Origin of the sequence: Nonomuraea sp. NPDC052129 (genome assembly GCF_040680095.1) — a bacterium.
Classification (GTDB): domain Bacteria; phylum Actinomycetota; class Actinomycetes; order Streptosporangiales; family Streptosporangiaceae; genus Nonomuraea.
Map to the genome: position 1 here is coordinate 311820 of NZ_JBFAVX010000007.1, position 17481 is coordinate 329300.

Annotated in this window: 9 protein-coding genes; 4 read left to right on the forward strand and 5 right to left on the reverse strand. The window is 69.8% G+C overall.

All coding sequences use genetic code 11. From position 1 onward, the window contains the following. Window positions 1-99 precede the first annotated feature (99 nt). Window positions 100-2613: a DNA topoisomerase IV subunit A gene (locus AB0L53_RS19455; RefSeq protein ID WP_363995332.1), complete on the reverse strand. Its 2514-nt coding sequence runs from the start codon at window positions 2611-2613 to the stop codon at window positions 100-102. 127 nt (window positions 2614-2740) lie between these two features. Between AB0L53_RS19455 and AB0L53_RS19460 the strand changes: the two genes are divergently transcribed. Both AB0L53_RS19460 and AB0L53_RS19465 read left to right on the forward strand, forming a co-directional pair. Next, window positions 2741-3556 carry a TauD/TfdA family dioxygenase gene (locus AB0L53_RS19460; protein ID WP_225288983.1) on the forward strand — a complete coding sequence of 272 codons (816 nt, stop codon included), beginning with the start codon at window positions 2741-2743 and terminating at the stop codon, window positions 3554-3556. Between the two features lie 319 nt (window positions 3557-3875). Continuing rightward, window positions 3876-5963: an ATP-dependent DNA helicase RecQ gene (locus AB0L53_RS19465; protein WP_363995335.1), complete on the forward strand. Its 2088-nt coding sequence runs from the start codon at window positions 3876-3878 to the stop codon at window positions 5961-5963. On the opposite strand, the gene AB0L53_RS19470 is transcribed toward AB0L53_RS19465, so the two are convergent. Beyond that, window positions 5956-8673 (reverse strand): ABC transporter substrate-binding protein, encoded by a 2718-nt coding sequence (locus AB0L53_RS19470; protein WP_363995338.1) that lies wholly within the window; start codon window positions 8671-8673, stop codon window positions 5956-5958. The two genes, AB0L53_RS19465 and AB0L53_RS19470, sit on opposite strands and share 8 nt — an antisense overlap. 92 nt (window positions 8674-8765) lie before the next feature. After that, a complete protein-coding gene (locus AB0L53_RS19475) occupies window positions 8766-9656 on the reverse strand; it encodes a sugar kinase (protein WP_363995341.1) in 891 nt (296 codons plus the stop codon). A gap of 169 nt (window positions 9657-9825) precedes the next feature. On the opposite strand from AB0L53_RS19475, the gene AB0L53_RS19480 reads away from it, so the two are divergent. Beyond that, on the forward strand, window positions 9826-12570 hold the full coding sequence (locus AB0L53_RS19480; protein WP_363995344.1) for a GNAT family N-acetyltransferase: 2745 nt from the start codon (window positions 9826-9828) through the stop codon (window positions 12568-12570). A 62-nt stretch (window positions 12571-12632) separates the two neighbouring features. Here AB0L53_RS19480 and AB0L53_RS19485 read toward each other — a convergent pair whose 3' ends face one another. Next, window positions 12633-13601: a C39 family peptidase gene (locus AB0L53_RS19485; protein WP_363995347.1), complete on the reverse strand. Its 969-nt coding sequence runs from the start codon at window positions 13599-13601 to the stop codon at window positions 12633-12635. 43 nt (window positions 13602-13644) lie between these two features. Continuing rightward, window positions 13645-16119: a hypothetical protein gene (locus AB0L53_RS19490; protein WP_363995350.1), complete on the reverse strand. Its 2475-nt coding sequence runs from the start codon at window positions 16117-16119 to the stop codon at window positions 13645-13647. Between the two features lie 550 nt (window positions 16120-16669). Between AB0L53_RS19490 and AB0L53_RS19495 the strand changes: the two genes are divergently transcribed. After that, entirely contained in the window at window positions 16670-17260 is a 591-nt protein-coding gene (locus AB0L53_RS19495) for a DUF5998 family protein (RefSeq protein WP_225288990.1), read from the forward strand. Window positions 17261-17481 lie beyond the last annotated feature (221 nt).

Below are 17481 nucleotides of genomic sequence, written 5' to 3' on the forward strand. Positions count from 1 at the left end.
TCTCTCCTAGAGGGGATCGTGTCACGGGAGCGATTTATAACAACCCCCGTCAACCTGTGTGATGCCGCCCGGCTGTCCGCAGGCCGGGCGGCCCGCACGCTAGTACAGTGGCGCTTCGTCTTCCGGCTGAGCGGGTTCGGCCGAGTCGTCGGCCGGGCCCGCCGCCAGGGCGCCGCCGACGGCGCCGATGGTGTTGGTGAGGCGGACGCCCGAGCCGTCGCGGCGCCCGATCTCGTCCGGCAGCGGCACCGGCTTGCCCACCGAGGACACCGCCTTGGCCGGCGCGGGCCCCACCCAGGCCAGCAGCAGCACGTCTTCGCCCTTGAGGAAGCGCTGGGCCCGGACTCCGCCGGTGGCCCGCCCCTTGGCGGGGAACTCCGCGTAGTCCGACACCTTGCCGCCCCCCACCTGAGTGCCCGGCAGGGCGGTGGACGAGCCCGCCACCGTCACCACCTGGGATGGACGCGACGGATCGACCACGCCGAACCAGATCACCCGGGCCGCGTCGTCGAGCCGGATGCCCGCCATGCCGCCCGCCGGACGTCCCTGTGGGCGTACCTGCGAGGCCGGGAAACGCAGCAGCTGCGCGTCGGAGGAGACGAACACCAGGTCGTGCTCCTCGGATTCGAGCTCCACGGCGCCCACCACGGTGTCGCCCTCCTTGAGGGTGATCACCTCGAAGTCGTCGCGGTTGGTCGGATAGTCGGGGACCACCCGCTTGACCACGCCCTGCGCGGTGCCGACGGCCAGGCCGGGACCGTCGGGGTCGAGCGAACCGAGCCCGACGACCGTCTCGTCCGGTTCGAGCGCGACGAACTCGGAGACGGGATGGCCGCCCGACAGCGACGGCGGGTTGGCGGAGGGCGGCAGTATGGGCAGATCGACCACCGCGACGCGGATCAACCGGCCCGCCGACGTCACCACGCCGACCTCGCCCCTGGCGGAGGTGCGGACCACGGAGACCAGCACGTCGTGCGCGGATCGCTCGTCGCCGCCCGACAGCGGCGAGGCGTCGGAGGTGCGGGCCAGCAGCCCGGTGGACGAGAGCATCGCCAGGCACGGGTCGTCGGCCACCTGCAGGTCCACCGCCGCCGTACGGGTCACGCCCGACGCCTCCAGCAGGACCGTACGGCGCGGCGTGCCGTATTTCTTGGCCACGTCGGCCAGCTCGCCCGAGACCACCTGGCGCAGACGGGTGTCCGACGACAGGATCCCGGTCAGCTCGGCGATCTCGTCGGAGAGCGTCTGCTTCTCGCGGTCGAGCTCCAGCTTGTCGAAGCGGGTCAGGCGGCGCAGCGGCGTGTCGAGGATGTAGGCGGCCTGGATGTCGCTCAGGTCGAAGACCTCCATCAACCGGGCGCGCGCCTGCGCCGAGTCGTCGGAGGTGCGGATGACCTGGATGACCTCGTCGATGTTGAGCAGCGCGATGATGAGGCCGTCGACCAGGTGCAGGCGTTCCTCGCGCTTGCGGCGGCGGAACTCCGAGCGGCGGCGTACGACCTCGAGCCGGTGCTCCACGTAGACGCGCAGCAGCTCACACAGGCCCAGCGTGCGCGGCTCGCCGTCGACGAGCGCCACGTTGTTGATGCCGAAGGTCTCCTCCATCGGCGTCAGCCGGTAGAGCTCCTCCAGCACGGCCTCGGGGATGAAGCCGTTCTTGATCTCGATGACCAGGTGCAGGCCCTTGTGCCGGTCGGTGAGGTCCTTGAGGTCGGCGATGCCCTGCAGCTTCTTGCTGGTGACCAGCTCTTTGATCTTGGCGACGACCCGCTCGGGGCCGACGTTGTAGGGCAGCTCGGTGACGACGAGGCCCTTGCGGCGCGGCGTGATCTGGTCGACCCTGACCTTGGCCCGCATGCGGAAGGTGCCGCGGCCGCTCTCGTAGGCGTCGCGGATGCCCTGCAGGCCGATGATCGTGCCGCCCGTGGGCAGGTCGGGGCCGGGCACGAAGCGCATGAGCTCGTCGAGCCCCGCGTCGGGCTTCTTGATCAGGTGACGGGCGGCGGCCACGATCTCGGCGAGGTTGTGCGGCGCCATGTTGGTGGCCATGCCGACCGCGATGCCGGTCGTGCCGTTGACCAGCAGGTTGGGGAACGCCGACGGCATGACCGTGGGCTCGGTCTCCTGCCCGTCGTAGTTGGGCTTGAAGTCGACGGTGTCCTCGTCGAGCGACTCGACCATCAGCATGGCTGCCGGGGCCAGCCTGGCCTCGGTGTAACGCATGGCGGCCGGCGAGTCGTCGGGGGAGCCGAAGTTGCCGTGGCCGTCGGCCAGGGGCAGGCGCATCGAGAAGGGCTGCGCCAGCCGGACGAGGGCGTCGTAGATCGCGCCGTCGCCGTGCGGGTGGAGCTTGCCCATCACGTCGCCGACCACCCGCGAGCACTTGACGTGGCCGCGTTCGGGACGCAAGCCCATCTCGCTCATCGAATAGAGGATGCGCCGCTGCACGGGCTTGAGACCGTCGCGTGCGTCGGGCAGCGCGCGCTGATAGATCACCGAGTAGGCGTACTCGAGATAGCTTGCGCGCATTTCCGAGGAGACGTCGATGTCGACGATCCGCTCCTCGAAGTCCTCGGGTGGGGGTGCAGTCGTACGTCGGGCCATGTCGAACATTGTGCCGAAGAAAGTTGAGTGCCCGCGACGCATCGGCCGCGCCGGTCCGGATAAGTGTCCTTGACCAAGCAATTGCTTGGGGCTTACGTTCGGAAATGAAAGCGGCAGACTCGCTTCCGGAGGCGTCATGATCGAATTCCATCCCGTGACCAAGCACATCGGCGCCGAGGTGACAGGCGTAGACCTGCGCAAGCCGCTGTCCCAGGAACAGGTGGAGACCCTGCGGGCCGGTTGGCTCAAGTACCTCGTGCTGTTCTTCCGGGACGCGGAAATCGACGACGAGCAGCACCTGCAGTTCGCCCTGAACTTCGGCACGCTCAACCATCCGGCCTTCAAGAAGGACAGCGCCAGCCCGATCCACGTACTCGACCAGACCGACCCCAAGGGGGAGGGCGGCGACGAGTGGCACAGCGACAACACCTTCGAGCCGACGCCGCCGATGGGGTCACTGCTGCGCTGCGTCCAGCTGCCGAGCGTGGGCGGCGACACGTGCTGGGCCAACACCTACCTGGCCTACGAGACGCTGTCCCCGCCGCTGCAACGGCTCTGCGACGAGCTCACTGCGGTGCACGACATCACGATGTCGATGAAGAAGGCCATCTCCAAGGGGCATCCGTTCGACCTGGCGGAGGTCCAGGCGAAGTGGCCGCCGCTCGAACGTCCCGTCGTACGCGTACACCCCGAGACCGGCCGTAAGGCGCTGTTCGTCAACCGGGCGTCCACGACCCGGCTGGTGGGGCTGTCCGACCGGGAGAACGAGGCGCTGCTGCCGCTGCTGATCGACCACATACGGTCGCCTGAGTATCAGCTGCGACTCCGCTGGCGTCCGGGCACACTGGCGTTCTGGGACAACCGCCCCACTCAGCACTACGCGGTGGCCGACTACACGGAGCGCCGCCGCATGCACCGCGTGACTATCAACGCCTTCCCAGAACACCAATAAACCGTCGTCTTTCGTTACGACAAGCCGCCCCACCGGCCGAGCCGCTGGGGGAACCACCGGCTGAACCACTGGCCGCCACCGGCCAAGAATGCGCACGTAACGGCGCCCGACCCGGTGCGGGTTCAGCGGCCGTTTTCCTGGAGGCCCTCAGCCATGTGCGGCGGGTGGCGGTGGGTGCGGCTTGCCGTAACGGATGGAAGGGGTTTGGGGCCGTAACAACGTGGGTGGCGGTGGGTGTGGCTTGCCGTAACGGATGAAAAGGGTTGTCAGGACAGTAACAATGCGCCAATGGTCGGTGGGAGCTGGTAACAAGGACTTCATGATTGACGCCCCAGACGCCGAGATGCTGCGTGAAGAGGCCGAGACCCGGTTGCGAGCGCTCGCCGGTGAGCACGCTCGGCTGCGCGATGACCAGTGGGCCGCCATCGAGGCGCTGGTCATCGACCGGCGGCGGTGCCTCGTCGTCCAGCGCACCGGCTGGGGCAAGTCGGCCGTCTACTTCGTGGCCACCGCCCTGCTGCGCGAGCTCGGCGATGGGCCCACCGTCATCGTCTCGCCGCTGCTCGCCCTGATGCGCAACCAGATCGCCGCAGCCGAGCGGGCCGGGATCCGGGCCGTCACCATCAACTCGGCCAACCCCGAGGCGTGGGAGGAGATCTACGGGCAGGTGGCCGACGGGGAGATCGACGTGCTGCTGGTCAGCCCCGAGCGGCTCAACAACCCCGACTTCCGCGACAACGTGCTGCCCGAGCTGGCCGAGAGCGCCGGCCTGGTCGTGGTCGACGAGGCGCACTGCATCTCCGACTGGGGGCACGACTTCCGGCCCGACTACCGCAGGCTCGCCACGCTCTTCAACGAGCTGCCGCCGGGCATTCCGGTGCTCGCCACCACCGCCACGGCCAACGCGCGGGTCACGCGGGACGTGGCCGAGCAGATGGGCGAGGGCACGCTGGTCCTGCGGGGGCCGCTGGAGCGGGAGAGCCTGCACCTGAGCGTGGTGCGGCTGCCGACCGCCGAGCAGCGGCTGGCGTGGCTGTCCCAGGCGCTGCGTGAGCTGCCCGGCTCCGGGATCATCTACACGCTGACCGTGGCCGCGGCCCACGAGATCGCCGGATATCTGCGTGACCAGGGATATGAGGTCGCCTCCTACTCCGGGCAGACCGATCCCGCCGAGCGGCTGGCGGCCGAGGAGGCGCTGCTCAACAACAAGATCAAGGCGCTGGTGGCGACGAGCGCGCTCGGGATGGGCTTCGACAAGCCCGATCTCGGGTTCGTCGTCCACGTGGGGGCGCCGCAGTCGCCCGTCGCCTACTACCAGCAGGTCGGCCGGGCCGGGCGTGGCGTCGAACGCGCCGAGGTGATCCTGCTGCCCGGCACCGAAGACCGCGATATCTGGGCCTATTTCGCCTCACTGGCGTTCCCGCCAGAGCCGGTGGTGCGGGCCACGCTCCAGGCGCTCGAAGAGCGGGGCGTGCTCTCCACCCCCGCGCTGGAGTCGGCCGTCGACCTCAGCCGGAGTCGGCTGGAGATGATGCTCAAGGTCCTCGACGTCGACGGCGCCGTCCGCAGGGTCAAGGGCGGCTGGGAGGCGACCGGTGAGCCATGGGACTACGACGCCGAGCGCTACGCCCGCATCGCCGGAGAGCGCAAGGCCGAGCAGGAGGCCATGCTCGGCTACCTGACCACGACCGAGTGCCGCGAACGCTACCTGCGCGGCCACCTCGACGACGAGACGGCCGGCCCATGCGGCAGGTGCGACAACTGCACCGGCGAGCACCGTTCGCCGCAGATCGCCGAGCAGGCCGTGGCGGGCGCCCGCGAGCGGCTGACCAGGCCCGGCGTCGAGATCGACGCGCGCAGGCAGTGGCCGACCGGCCTGGCCGACCTGTCCGGCCGCATCAAGCCGGAGCTCGGCGCCGAGCCGGGCCGGGCGCTCGGGCGGCTCACCGACATCGGCTGGGGCAACCGGCTGCGCGAGCTGTTCAACGGCGCCGACGGGCCGATGGCCGACGACATGTTCAAGGCCGTGATCCAGGTGCTGTCCGCCTGGGACTGGCGGGAGCGGCCCGTCGCCGTGGTCAACGTGCCGTCCACGTCGCGGCCTCTGCTCGTGCGCGGCTTCGCCGAGCGGCTGGCGCAGGTCGGGCGGCTGACCTACCTGGGCGAGCTCGGCTACCGCGACGGCTCGCCGGGCAAGCAGTTCAACAGCGCCAAGCGGGTTCAGGCGGTCAGGGCGACGCTGGCCATGCCGAAGGAGGTCGGCGCCGCCGTGGCGGCGTGCGGTGGTCCGGTCCTGCTGATCGACGACCGCATCGACACCGGCTGGACGATGACGCTCGCCGCCGCGCTCGTCCGCCACGCGGGCGCCCCGGCCGTGCTGCCGCTCGCCCTGGCGACGGTCAGCTGACGCCCATCGTCACCAGGTCATAGCCGCCGTAGACCGGGTTGACGTGCACGTTGGTCGCCTTCAGGCCGCGTACGAGCAGTGACCGCTCCCAGGAGAGCGGCACCAGCACGGCCTCGTCGGCGATCTTCTGCTCGACCTCGTTCCAGCGCCGGGCGCGCGTGGTGGCGTCGAGTTCGCGCTTGGCCGTGTCGATGAGGGCGTCGAGCGCGGGCAGGCGGACGTTCACGTTGATCGAGTTACCCTTCTCCAGGATCTCCCTGCTGTCGGCCAGCGGGGAGACGAACGTCTCCACGTCCGGCCAGTCGGGCGCCCACGCCCTGGCGATCAGGCCGACACCCGCCTTTTTGAGATATTCGGGATTGCCCCCGTACTTCGCGTGGAAGTCCGCGATCGGGTAGCCCCGCAGCTGCACCTTGATGCCGATCTTGGCAAGTGACGCCTGCACGGCCTGCGCGACGGCGGACTCCCCGAAGGTGTCACGGTAGATGTAGGTGGTGCTGAACCCGCCGGGCTTGCCGCAGGCGGCGAGTGACTCCTTGGCGGCGGTCGTGTCGCCGGACGCAGAGAGGCCGGGCAGGGGCGCGTGCGTGCCGGGGATCAGCGGCGGTACGAGCGAGGTCGGTATCTGGCCGCCCTGGTTCAGCCCGCCGACGGAGGCCCGGTTGATCGTCGCCAGGTCCAGGGCGCGGATCACCGCGCGGCGGCAGTCGACCTGGTCGAACGGCGGCACCTGCGGATCGATCGCCAGATAGCGGATCCGGGAGCCGACAGGGGCGTCGGCGCGGCTCTTGTACGCGGGGTTGTCGTAGATCTTGGTCGAGTCCAAGGTCGCGATCGGCGAGCTGACCTCCGCCTGGCCGATCAGCATTTTGGCGCTCGCGTCGGCCGCGGCCAGCTCGAATTGGAGCTCGTACCGGTCCGGGAGGGCCTTGCGGTTCGGGTCGGTCGCGGGGTCCCAGTTCGGGTTGCGGACGAGGACGATCTTGTTGTCCGTCGCGCTCTCGAACTTGTACGGTCCCGACGAGATCACCGCGTACCGATACTTGGCGGCGGTGTCCTTGGCCTTGGGTACGGGGACGGTCTCGGGCAGCTGAGCGAGGTTGTCGAAGGCGCCGTACGGCTGCTTGAGATGGAACACGATCGTACGGTCGTCCGGCGTCTGGATGGCCGAGTCCGTGTTCGCGTCGGGCGACTTGTACGGTCCCTGGTAACCGGCGGGCAGGTCGAGCATGGTGTCGAAGTAGGTGGGGCCGTTGCTCAAGGTGGCCTTGTCCATGCTCCGCAGCACCGCGTACTTCACGTCCGCCGCGGTGATCCGCGTGCCGTCCTGGAACTTCACGCCGTCGCGCAGCCGGTAGGTCCACGTCTTCCCGCCGTCGCTCGCCTGCCCCAGGGACTCGGCCAGGTCGGGAACGAGCTGGGTGCCGGCCTGACCGGGCGCGGGCTTGAACATCGTCAGCGACCGGCCGTAGAGGCGGATGGCGTTCATGGCGTCGGGGTAGTAGGTGTTGCCCGGGTCGGCGGAGTCCAGGCTGTAGGCCGAGGCCAGGTGGAGTGTGCCGCCGGTCTTGGTGGACGGGTTGGCGACCGCCGCGACCGCCGCGTCGAAGCCGGTGGGCCCTGTCGTGGCCGGGGTCGTCGGCCCGCCATTCGGTCCCGTCTCAGGGAGGTTGCGGATGAAGATCCACGCCGCGAGGCCCACCACGAGTGCCGTGGCCACCGCCCCCACCGACACCAGCACACCGCGCCGCCGGACGCCGGGCGCGGTCACGGGCGTGACACCACCGGGATCCGTGGGTCGCGGGTACGGCCCAGGCACCTGAGGCCCGGCAGGCGCCTGCGGCCCGGACTGCCGGTGGGGCCTGGCCTGTGGGTAGGCCATGGCCGGTGGCGGTGGAGGAGGGGCGCTCGTCCGGATGAGTTCTCCCAGCACCTGCTCCGCCGTGGGCCGCCGCCGGGGATCCTTGACCAGCGCCGTCCAGAGCAGCGCCCCGAGCGGCTCCGGCACTCCCGACAGGTCCGGATCCATGCTCAGGATCCGGTGCATCACCACCGGCAGCGCCCCGAACCCGAACGCGCTGTGCCCCGTGGCCGCGTACACCATCGTCCCGGCCCACGCGAACACGTCGCTGGCCGGTGACGGCTCGCCGTGGAACTGCTCCGGCGCCATGTACGCGGGCGTGCCCACCACGCTGGTCGTCAGACTCTGGCTCACGTCCAGCGCCCGCGCGATGCCGAAGTCGATCACCCGGGGGCCGTCGGGAGCCAGCAGCACGTTGCTCGGCTTGAAGTCGCGGTGCATCACCCCGGCCCGGTGGATCGCGGCCAGCGCGGTGGCGGTCGCGATGGCCAGCCGTACCAGCGCCTGGCCCCGCAGCGGGCCTTCCCCGGACACCTGGCGCTGCAGCGACGGGCCGTCCACGTACTCGCCGACGATGTACGGCTGGTCGTTGACGGCGCCCACCTCAAGCACTCGGGCCGTACAGAACTCCGCCACCCGCCGGGCGGCCTCAGCCTCGCGCCGGAAGCGTCGTACGGCCTGCTCATCGTCGGCGAACCTGGCGTGCAGCAGCTTGATCGCCACCCGCTCGCCACTCGGGGAGGTCCCCAGATAGACGCTGCCCTGGCCGCCCTCGCCGAGGAACCCGGTGACCTGATAGGAGCCAACCGACACGGGGTCGCCTGGCCGTAACGGACGCACGCCCAGCATCCGGCTCCTTATCGTCCTTTATCGGGGATCGCCCCTTATCGGGGCTTCTTACGATAAGGATTCTTACGATAAAGGGCGCCGGAAAGATCGCACTAGAGGCGCGGGCGCGCTCCCAGATGAACAATCGCCTTGGCCGCCAGGCGGCAGCCGTCCGTCAGCGCCTCGGCCGGCGGCTTGCCCTCCAGCCACGGCGGCAGGAACCCGGCGCAGAACGCGTCGCCCGCCCCCGTGCCGTCGACGATCCGCTCAACCGGCTCGGCATCCACCCGGATCGGCTCGGATCGGCTGTTGCCGAACCAGAGCGCGCCCTCATCGTTCATCTTGATCACGACCTGCGGGAACCAGGCGGTGAGCACCTTGGCCGCCGCCTCGGGATCGTCGCGGCCGGTCAGCACCTTCGCCTGATCGACGTTGGCGAACAGCAGCTTGACCCCGTTGGTCCACTCCAGGAACGGCTCCGCCCCCGTACGCTCCAACGGCGCGGACGACGAGCAGTCGACCGAGATGGACATCCCGGACCGGCGAGCCATGTCGAGCGCGGCCAGCCCCGCGTCGCGGGACCCCTCGTTGATCAGGGTGTAGCCGGACAGATGCAGATGACCGCCGCCGAACAGGTCGCGCGGCAGATCCTCCGGCGAGAGCGCCGCGTTGGCACCCGGGTCGGAGAGCATGGTCCGCTCACCCTTGTGCGTGACGAGCACCACGCAGGTGCCGGTCGGCCGCTCAGGATCCATGACAAGCCGGGCATCGACCCCGTAACCCATCAGCTCCATGTCACGGTTGCGACCGGTGATGTCGGCGCCCCGGCGGCCGATGAAGGCCACCTCGGCACCCTCGACGGCCAGCCAGGAAGCGATGTTCGCCCCTGATCCACCGCCGTGCATCGTCACGATCGCCGGAGTGTCGCTCGCCCTGGCGAGCGCATAACGGGCGCGAGCGACCGCGTCGGTCATGAGATCGCCCACCACGACGACCCGCGTCATGATGCCACCACCTTGCTGCCTTCAGAACGAGCCTGGCCACGGCAAAACTAACAGCTTCCGGCCTACCCGTGGGGCGGACCCCGGACACAGGGGGGCAGTCGATGCACAAGCGTTGCCCAATAGGCCCTGCCGGGCGTGGCATTCGGGACGCGGGTCTACGCTCGGGACTGTGGAGGCTCCGTACCCGGCACACTGGGAGGCCGACGTCGTCCTGGCGGACGGCGGCACCGCCCATGTGCGTCCCATCAAGCCCGCCGACGCCGACAGACTGCGCGCCTTCTACTCTCGCCTCTCCGACGAATCCATCTATTTCCGGTTCTTCGGCCCCAGACCACGGCTCTCCGACAAGGAGGTCTCGTGGTTCACCACCGTCGACTACGTCGACAGGGTCGCGCTGATCGCCACCATCGGCACCGAGATGGTGGCCGTGATCCGCTACGACAAGACGGGGCCCGGTGAGGGCGAGGTGGCCTTCCTCGTCGAGGACGCCCACCAGGGCAGGGGAGTGGCCTCGGTGCTGCTGGAGCACCTGGCCGCCACGGCCCGCGAGCGCGGCATCGAGCGCTTCGTCGCCGACGTGCTCCCGGCCAACATGAAGATGATGGGCGTCCTGCGCCAGGCCGGATACACGGCCGAGAGCTCCTTCGCCGACGGTGTCGTCCGCATGACGCTCGACCTCACCCCCACGGAGACCTCGACCGGGGTGACGACCGCCCGCGAACACCGCGCCGAGGCCAGGTCCATCGCCCGCCTGCTCGCGCCCGGCTCGGTGGCGGTCATCGGCGCCTCGCGCGAGCCGGGCGGAGTCGGTCACACCGTGCTGCGCAACCTGCTCGCCGCCGACTTCAGCGGTCCCGTCTACCCGGTTCACCGTGAGGTACGCGCCATGGCGGGCGTACGCGCCTATCCGAGCGTGGGCGCCATCGACGACCAGGTGGACCTGGCTGTGGTGGCCGTGCCCGCCTCCGGCGTCATCGAGGTGGTCAAGGAATGCGCGGAGAAGGGCGTACACGGGCTGGTCGTGGTCTCCTCCGGGTTCGGCGAGACGGGCGCCGAGGGTCGTGAGCGGCAGGACGAGCTGGCCCGCATCGCGCGCGCGTACGGCCTGCGCGTGGTCGGGCCCAACTGCCTCGGCATCGCCAACACCGACCCGGCCGTCAAGCTCAACGCCACACTCGCCGCGACCTTGCCGGGCCGGGGGCGGGTCGGCTTCTTCAGCCAGTCGGGCGCGCTCGGCACCGCCCTGCTCCAGCGGGTGGCGCAGCGGGGGATGGGCATCTCGTCGTTCGTCTCGGCGGGTAACCGGGCCGACGTGTCGGGCAACGACCTGCTCCAATACTGGGAGGAGGACGCCTCTACCGAGGTGATCCTGCTCTACCTGGAGTCACTGGGCAATCCACGCAAGTTCACCCGCCTGGCCAGGCGCCTGGCCCGCAGCAAGCCGATCGTGGTCGTCAAGAGCGGCGGCACGCCCGCCGGTCACTCCGCCGAGGCGCTCGGGCTGCCCGACTCGGCGGTCAGCTCGCTGTTCTCGCAGGCGGGGCTGATCCGGGTGGACGACCTCATCCAGTTGTTCGACGTGGGCCAGCTCCTGGCCTATCAGCCGCTGCCCGCCGGTCCTCGGGTCGGGCTGGTCACCAACTCCGACGCCCTGGGCCTGCTCGCCGCCGACGCCTGCGTCGCCGCGGGCCTGGAGCCCCTGCCACCGGTCAACCTGGGGGCGAGCGCCGGGGCCGCCGCCTTCGGTACGGCCCTCGCGGACCGGCTCGACTCGCCGTCGGTGGACGCGGTGGTGGTGATCTACATGCCGCCGATCCCCGGTGAGGACTCGGCGGTCGCGGCCGAACTGCTGCGGGTGTCTCAGGACTCGGCCAAGCCGGTGCTCGCCACCTTCCAGGGGCATCTCGGCATGCATCCCGACCTGGTGGTGGGCTCGGTGCCCTCGCGGGGGTCCATTCCCTCGTACGCGGCGCCGGAGGAGGCGGTCAGGGCACTGGAGTACGTGGTCCGCTACGCGAGATGGCGCGCCCGGCCGTCTCTACCGCCCCCCGAACTCCCGGACATCGACCCCCACCGCGCCCGCACCCTGATCCACCACGCTCTCCAGCAGGCCGTCACCGCTGCCCCCGCCGTTGACGCGGCTTCCGTATCCACGACTCCCGCTTCTGCGGCTTCCGCTTCCGCTTCCGCTTCCGCTGCGTCCCCGTCCGCGCGGAGCTTCTTCGCCGAGCCCGGCCCGCCGGTCGAGGCCGACGCGGCCGATGTCGCCGAGCTGCTCGCCTGCTACGGGCTGAGCGTCTGGCCGGCCGAGGTGGTGCGATCCCCGGACGAGGCGGTGGTGGCCGCCGAACGGCTGGGTTGGCCGGTGGTGCTCAAGGTGGCCGGCGCCGAGGCCGCCCGCCGGGCCGGGACCGTACGCCTCGGGCTCGCGGGGCCTGACAGCGTGCGGCATGCCCACGCCGAGTTCGTCGCCCAGTTCGGCGAGGACGTGGAGCTGGCGGTCCAGCGGATGGCGCCGCAGCCCGCCGTACCGACCGTGGTGAGCGTCACCGAGAACCCGGCGTTCGGCCCCGTCGTGTCGTTCGGGCTGGGCGAGGTGACGGCGCGACTCCTCCTTGACCAGGGCTTCAGGCTCGCACCACTGACGGGCGAGGACGCCGCCGGGCTGGTGCGTTCGGTCCGCGGGGCCCCGCTGCTGTTCGGCGAGTACGGCTACCCGCCCGTCGCGGTCGACGCCCTGGAGGACCTCCTGGTCAGGGTGGGTCGCCTGGCCAACGACCTGCCGGAGGTGGCCCGTCTCGAGCTCGACCAGGTCCTGGTGGGTAGGGAGGGCGTCATCATCCTGGGCGCCCGCGCCACGATCCGCACCCCACCCGGCCCCCGCCCGGACGGCGGCCCCCGCAGGCTGGCCTGATCACCCCTGCTAGTTGGAGGTCCGCCGCCCTCGAGGAGCCCCGAGGGCGGCCAAGGGCTCGGTCAGCCGTGCACGATCGCGACGTTGTCGATCCAGTTCCACGCCGTGCCCGCGTTGTCCAGGACGAGGTTCAGCGCGTCGATGGAGTGTTCGGTCGCGTCCGCGGGGTCGGCGACCTTGAACGTCGTGGGATAGAAGGACCCGTCGGCGTAAAAGCCGCCGTATCCGTGAATGACGAGGTAGTGCCGCAAGAGAGAGGCGTGGTTGTTCCATGGCAACTCGCCAGGTTTCACGATGATCATCACTGGATTGCCGCGGGACAGGGAGGTGATGATCCGGTCGAAGACGATCTTGCGGGTCTGGTCGATGCTGACGTCCAGCCCCTCGAACGAATACTGCCAGTCAGAGGCCGACAGGTATTGGTTGATGACGCCGGGGATCCGTCCCGGCCAGGTGATGCCGTAGATCGCCTCGTCGGTACCCAGCTTGTCGGCCAGTTCAGCCTGCGGCGGAGCCGAGTAGCCCATCGTGGCCAGCGTCATCTGCACGGCGGCGGGCCCGCACCAGTTCGCCTTCTCCTGCTGCTTGAGCGAAAGCCTCATGTCCAGGGCCCTGACGGTCGGCCGCCAGGTTCCGGCGATGCCGAAGGTGGCGTCGGCGACGGCGTAGGGACGTCTGAGATCGGTGAACGCGGTGTAGCACGCCCGGCTCGCGTTCGTGGTCATCGTCGGGCACGAATCGGAGATGGTCGGGCCGCCCCCGCCGAACTTCAGGGTCAGGTTGACCTGGAAGTTGGTGTACGCGCCCGGGTTGATGAAGGCCACCGCGCGTACCTGCGTACGGTGGTCGTTGAACTCCAGGCACACCTGGTAGGCGGTCCCGTTGTACGTCTGGGTGTCATTGCAGGTTCTGTTGGCCGCGGACGGATACTCGTGCCAGATTCCGGCCTGGGCTGGGAGGGCAGGCACGGCGACCACCGCGAGTGCCACGCCTGCCAGCAGCGAGAGTAACGCCGAAAGCAATCTTTTCACGGGCTCAAGTCCTTCTCTGGGACGTGGTGCAGGGGGAGATCGGTTACGGCGCCGTCACCGTGAGCCTGTGCAGCCGCTCGTTGATCTTGTAATAGAGGTTGCCGAACCGGTCGGCCGTCAGCCCTTCCATCCCCGGGTCGGTCAGCAGCACCGTCATGGCCTTGGTCGACTTGTCGATCCGGAAGAGCTGGTCGCCGGAGGTGCCGTACACACCGCCCGGATCCTTGTCCACGGTCAGCAGGACCCCGTCGCGCCAGGCCAGGCTGGGTTTGGCGGTGTAGTCGGGGTCGGCGAACAGCCTTTTCACGGTGATCGCGTCGGGGCTGGCCGGGTCGAGTGTGAACAGCGACCCACCGGCCAGGCCCCAGAGCCCGCCGTCCACCTCGGTGAGGGCCGTGACGGCCTTGGGCGCGGTCAGCGGCAGCGGGTGGGTGCGTACGGCGCCGCTCGCGGGATCGTAGGAGAACAGGGTGGCCGAGGCTCCCGGGGCGTAGACAGGGTCGACGCCCAGCGCCCCGCGCGTGGAGGTGCCGCCGAACACCTTGCCGCCCGCGTAGGCCAGCGAGACGACGGCCTGGTCCCGCACCACGCACACGGTCCGGCCCGCCGTGCCGTCCTTCCAGATGGTGAGCGCGCCGCTGCGTTTGCCGTACTTGGGCACCGTGCCCATGTACACCGTGCCGTCGGGGCCGCCGGCCAGCGCGTACGGGCGGTCCTGCGGCGGCGGTCCGTTACCCGGCTCGCAGTCGTCGGCCTTGTCGCCCACCGCGCCGCCGGTGTACTTGAGAGTGGGCGGCCACGGTCCCGCCGGGTCGTAGCTGTAGAGCTTGGCCGAGGGGTAGGCGCCGATGTAGAGCCGCCCGTCGTGGGCCAGCAGGCTGTCGGTCTGGGTGAGTCCGGTACGGGTGGGCGTGTCCGGGTTGCCATCGTCAGCGTCGCCGCGTAGCGGGTCGTACACGCCGGTGCCACCCGTCAGGTAGCCGCCGGTGTAGATCTTCCCGTCGGGACCGGCGCCGAGCGCGTTGATCGCGGCGGGCAGGACCGGGGTGCCGCCGACGACCCGGCTGCTCCACTGACCGGTCGCGGGCGCGTACTTGAAGATCCTGGTGCCGTCGCCGGCCGCGCCGAGACCGATGAGCGTGCCGTCCACCCAGGTGTAGCCGGTGACGTCCAAGCCGGGCTGTACGGTCGTCGCCTGCACGGCCTTGGCGGCCAGGTCATAGGACTGCAGCAGGCCGTCCTTGACCAGCCAGACCTTGCCGTCGGCGGCCGGTGAGTGGTGCAGGTCCACATCGGTGATCGTGGCGTCGGTGACGGCCCGGTAGGAGCCGTCGGCGTTCTTGATGATCTGCAGGACGAGCAGCGTACGGTCGATCCAGGCGAACAGCCTGCCTCCGGTCCAGGTGAGGCCGCCCACCATGGAGTTGTGCGCGTAGGCGGCGGGCAGGAGGCTGTCGGTCCGCCCTGTGACGTTGTCGAACCTGACCAGCGCGGCATTCGTCCCCGTGCCCAGGTAGGTGGCGTTGGCGACCGGATCGTGGGCGAGGCTGCGCACGTACTGCGCACCGGCCACGATGGGCACGCTGCCGATCGTGGTGAAGGCGCCGTTGTCGTACTTGAAGTAGCGGCCGTCGTTGTACGTGCCTCCGTACACCTTCCCGCCCGCTCCCGCCTCCAGGTCCCAGATGAAGGAGTAACCGCCCTCCGCCCTGCCGAGGTCGGTCACCGTCGTCTGGCCGGGGACGTGCCGGTAGAGCTTGGAGTTGGGGTAAGTGCCGAGGTAGACGCTGCCGTCGGTGGCCGTGGTCGCCGCCCAGCCGCCGACCGTGGGCGTGGCGGCGCTGTCCGGGATCGTGATCTTCTTGGTCACCTTCTCGGTGGCCAGGTCGATCTCCGCGAGCTGCGGGTTGGCGTCCGCGGTGCCGGTGTAGATCGCGTACGCGTCGCCTCCCGCGAAGGTGGTGGCGTTGGGCACGCTGCTCTCGAGCTGCACGCCGAGATCGGTCGTGTCCTTGGTGATCAGCACCTCGTCCCAGTAGGCGGTGCCCACATTGGCGACGCCCGAGTAGATGAGCGCCGAGACCGTGGCCGTGCCGGCGGGCGCGACGCCGGAGGCCGTGACGCCGTTCCACCGCTTGCCCGTGACCGAGGCGTTCGCGCTGCCGAGGAGCTGGCCCGAGGTTCCCCTGAAGCGCAGGTACAGCTCGGCGCTACCGCTGTCGGCCCAGACCTGGGCATAGGCGGTGTAGCGCGTACCCGCGGTGGCGGGCAGGCCCGGCTGGCTCTCCCTGCCGTACGCGTTGCCCGGCTCGGTGTCGGCGATGCGCGCCGTGCTGCGGCCGTCCCAGGCCACGGCCGTGACACCGCCCGGGCTGTGCGATCCGCTCCACCCGGTCAGTCCGTCGTCGAAACCGCCGTTGACGATCCGCAGGTCGGCGGCCTGCGCCGGCGCGAGCGGGACGGTGAGCAGCGCCGCCAGCAGAGCCGTCGACAGTGCCCCCGCCAGCAGGCGCCTCATAACGTCCCCCTCACGGCGAGACGGTGCTCATCGGGCCTGAGGCCGGCCGGGTTCCGGCCGTCGGCTTCAGGCGGTGGCGGTGACGACAAGCGTGGGATGAACCCGGCCAGGGTTACCAGAGGGGATCGCGGCATGTCCGTACCTCCAGCGAGCGTGTTCGATTTCGCTCAGTTTCGGCCCCGACCGTAACTTTTGACGCACGCCTCGTCAATAGGGTGCACAGTGCTCCGTGGCGGAGACGACTCGTTGCGGGAAAATTTGGGTCTTGACCGTAACTAGCTCCTTCTGAGAGCTTGTGATCGTTTCACTGTTCGCGAACTTGGGGTTCCCAGGCGTCCGCCTGGACGGTGGTTCTCGGAGGCTCGCCAAACCTCATTTCTATGAAATTTCACCATTTGTCACTCGAGTGGTCGGCGTGGCGACAGTGATGAGGCGCAATGGCACGTCCGGTAATTGCACATGGCCGTACGCGTAGATAACGGATAAAAGACGTTATAGAGCGTTATGTCTGGTGGGTGAGTGCACTGCGCGGTCCTGGCAGGATGGACCCATGAGGGAAACCCGAGTCTCAGCCGCGGGCCTGCGTGAAGCGATCGAGCGCAGCGGCTACTACCCCGACCTCGTCACCGATGCGGTCGAATCCGCGCTGGGGAAGGAGGCTGTGACCGCATTCGTGGTCCATCATGAGGCCACCTTCGATCCCGCGATGGAAGTGCGCAGACACGTCACCGTACTGGTGCTGTCGACGACGAGGCTGCTGGTCTGCCACACCGACGAACACCCGGCGGTGGAAGGCGTCTCGACCTCACACGCCTCCACGACCACGGAGGCGGTGCGCCTGAGCCGCGTCCAGTCGGTCGCGGTCACCCGTGTCGTCCCCGACCCCGCGTCCTACGTGCCCGGCGTCCCTCCCACGGAGGTCACGCTCACGATCGGCTGGGGCGCCATCTCCCACGTCGATCTTGAGCCGGCCACCTGCGGCGACGAGAACTGCGAGGCCGACCACGGCTACACGGGCGCCATCACCGCGGACGACCTCTCGCTCCGGGTGAGCGAGGCGGCCGACGGCCCCGACGCGGTCAACCACGTCCTTGCCTTCTCCAAGTCCCTCTCCGAAGCCACCGCCCGCGCCACGACCTGACAAGACCACTCCCAGGCGCCCACCCTCTCGGCGCCACCAGGGCAAGAGGCATGCAGACAACGCGCACTCCGGTCCGTGGGACCGCGCCCAGGAGGGAACCTCGGCGACAGCGCACGGCGCTCTCGGGCGGGGTAGATGAGCCACGCCCAGGCACCAGCGTCCCGGCGGCGCCGTCCAGTCCACGGCGGCGGCCGTGCGCCTGCGATGGCGGCTGCCCCAGC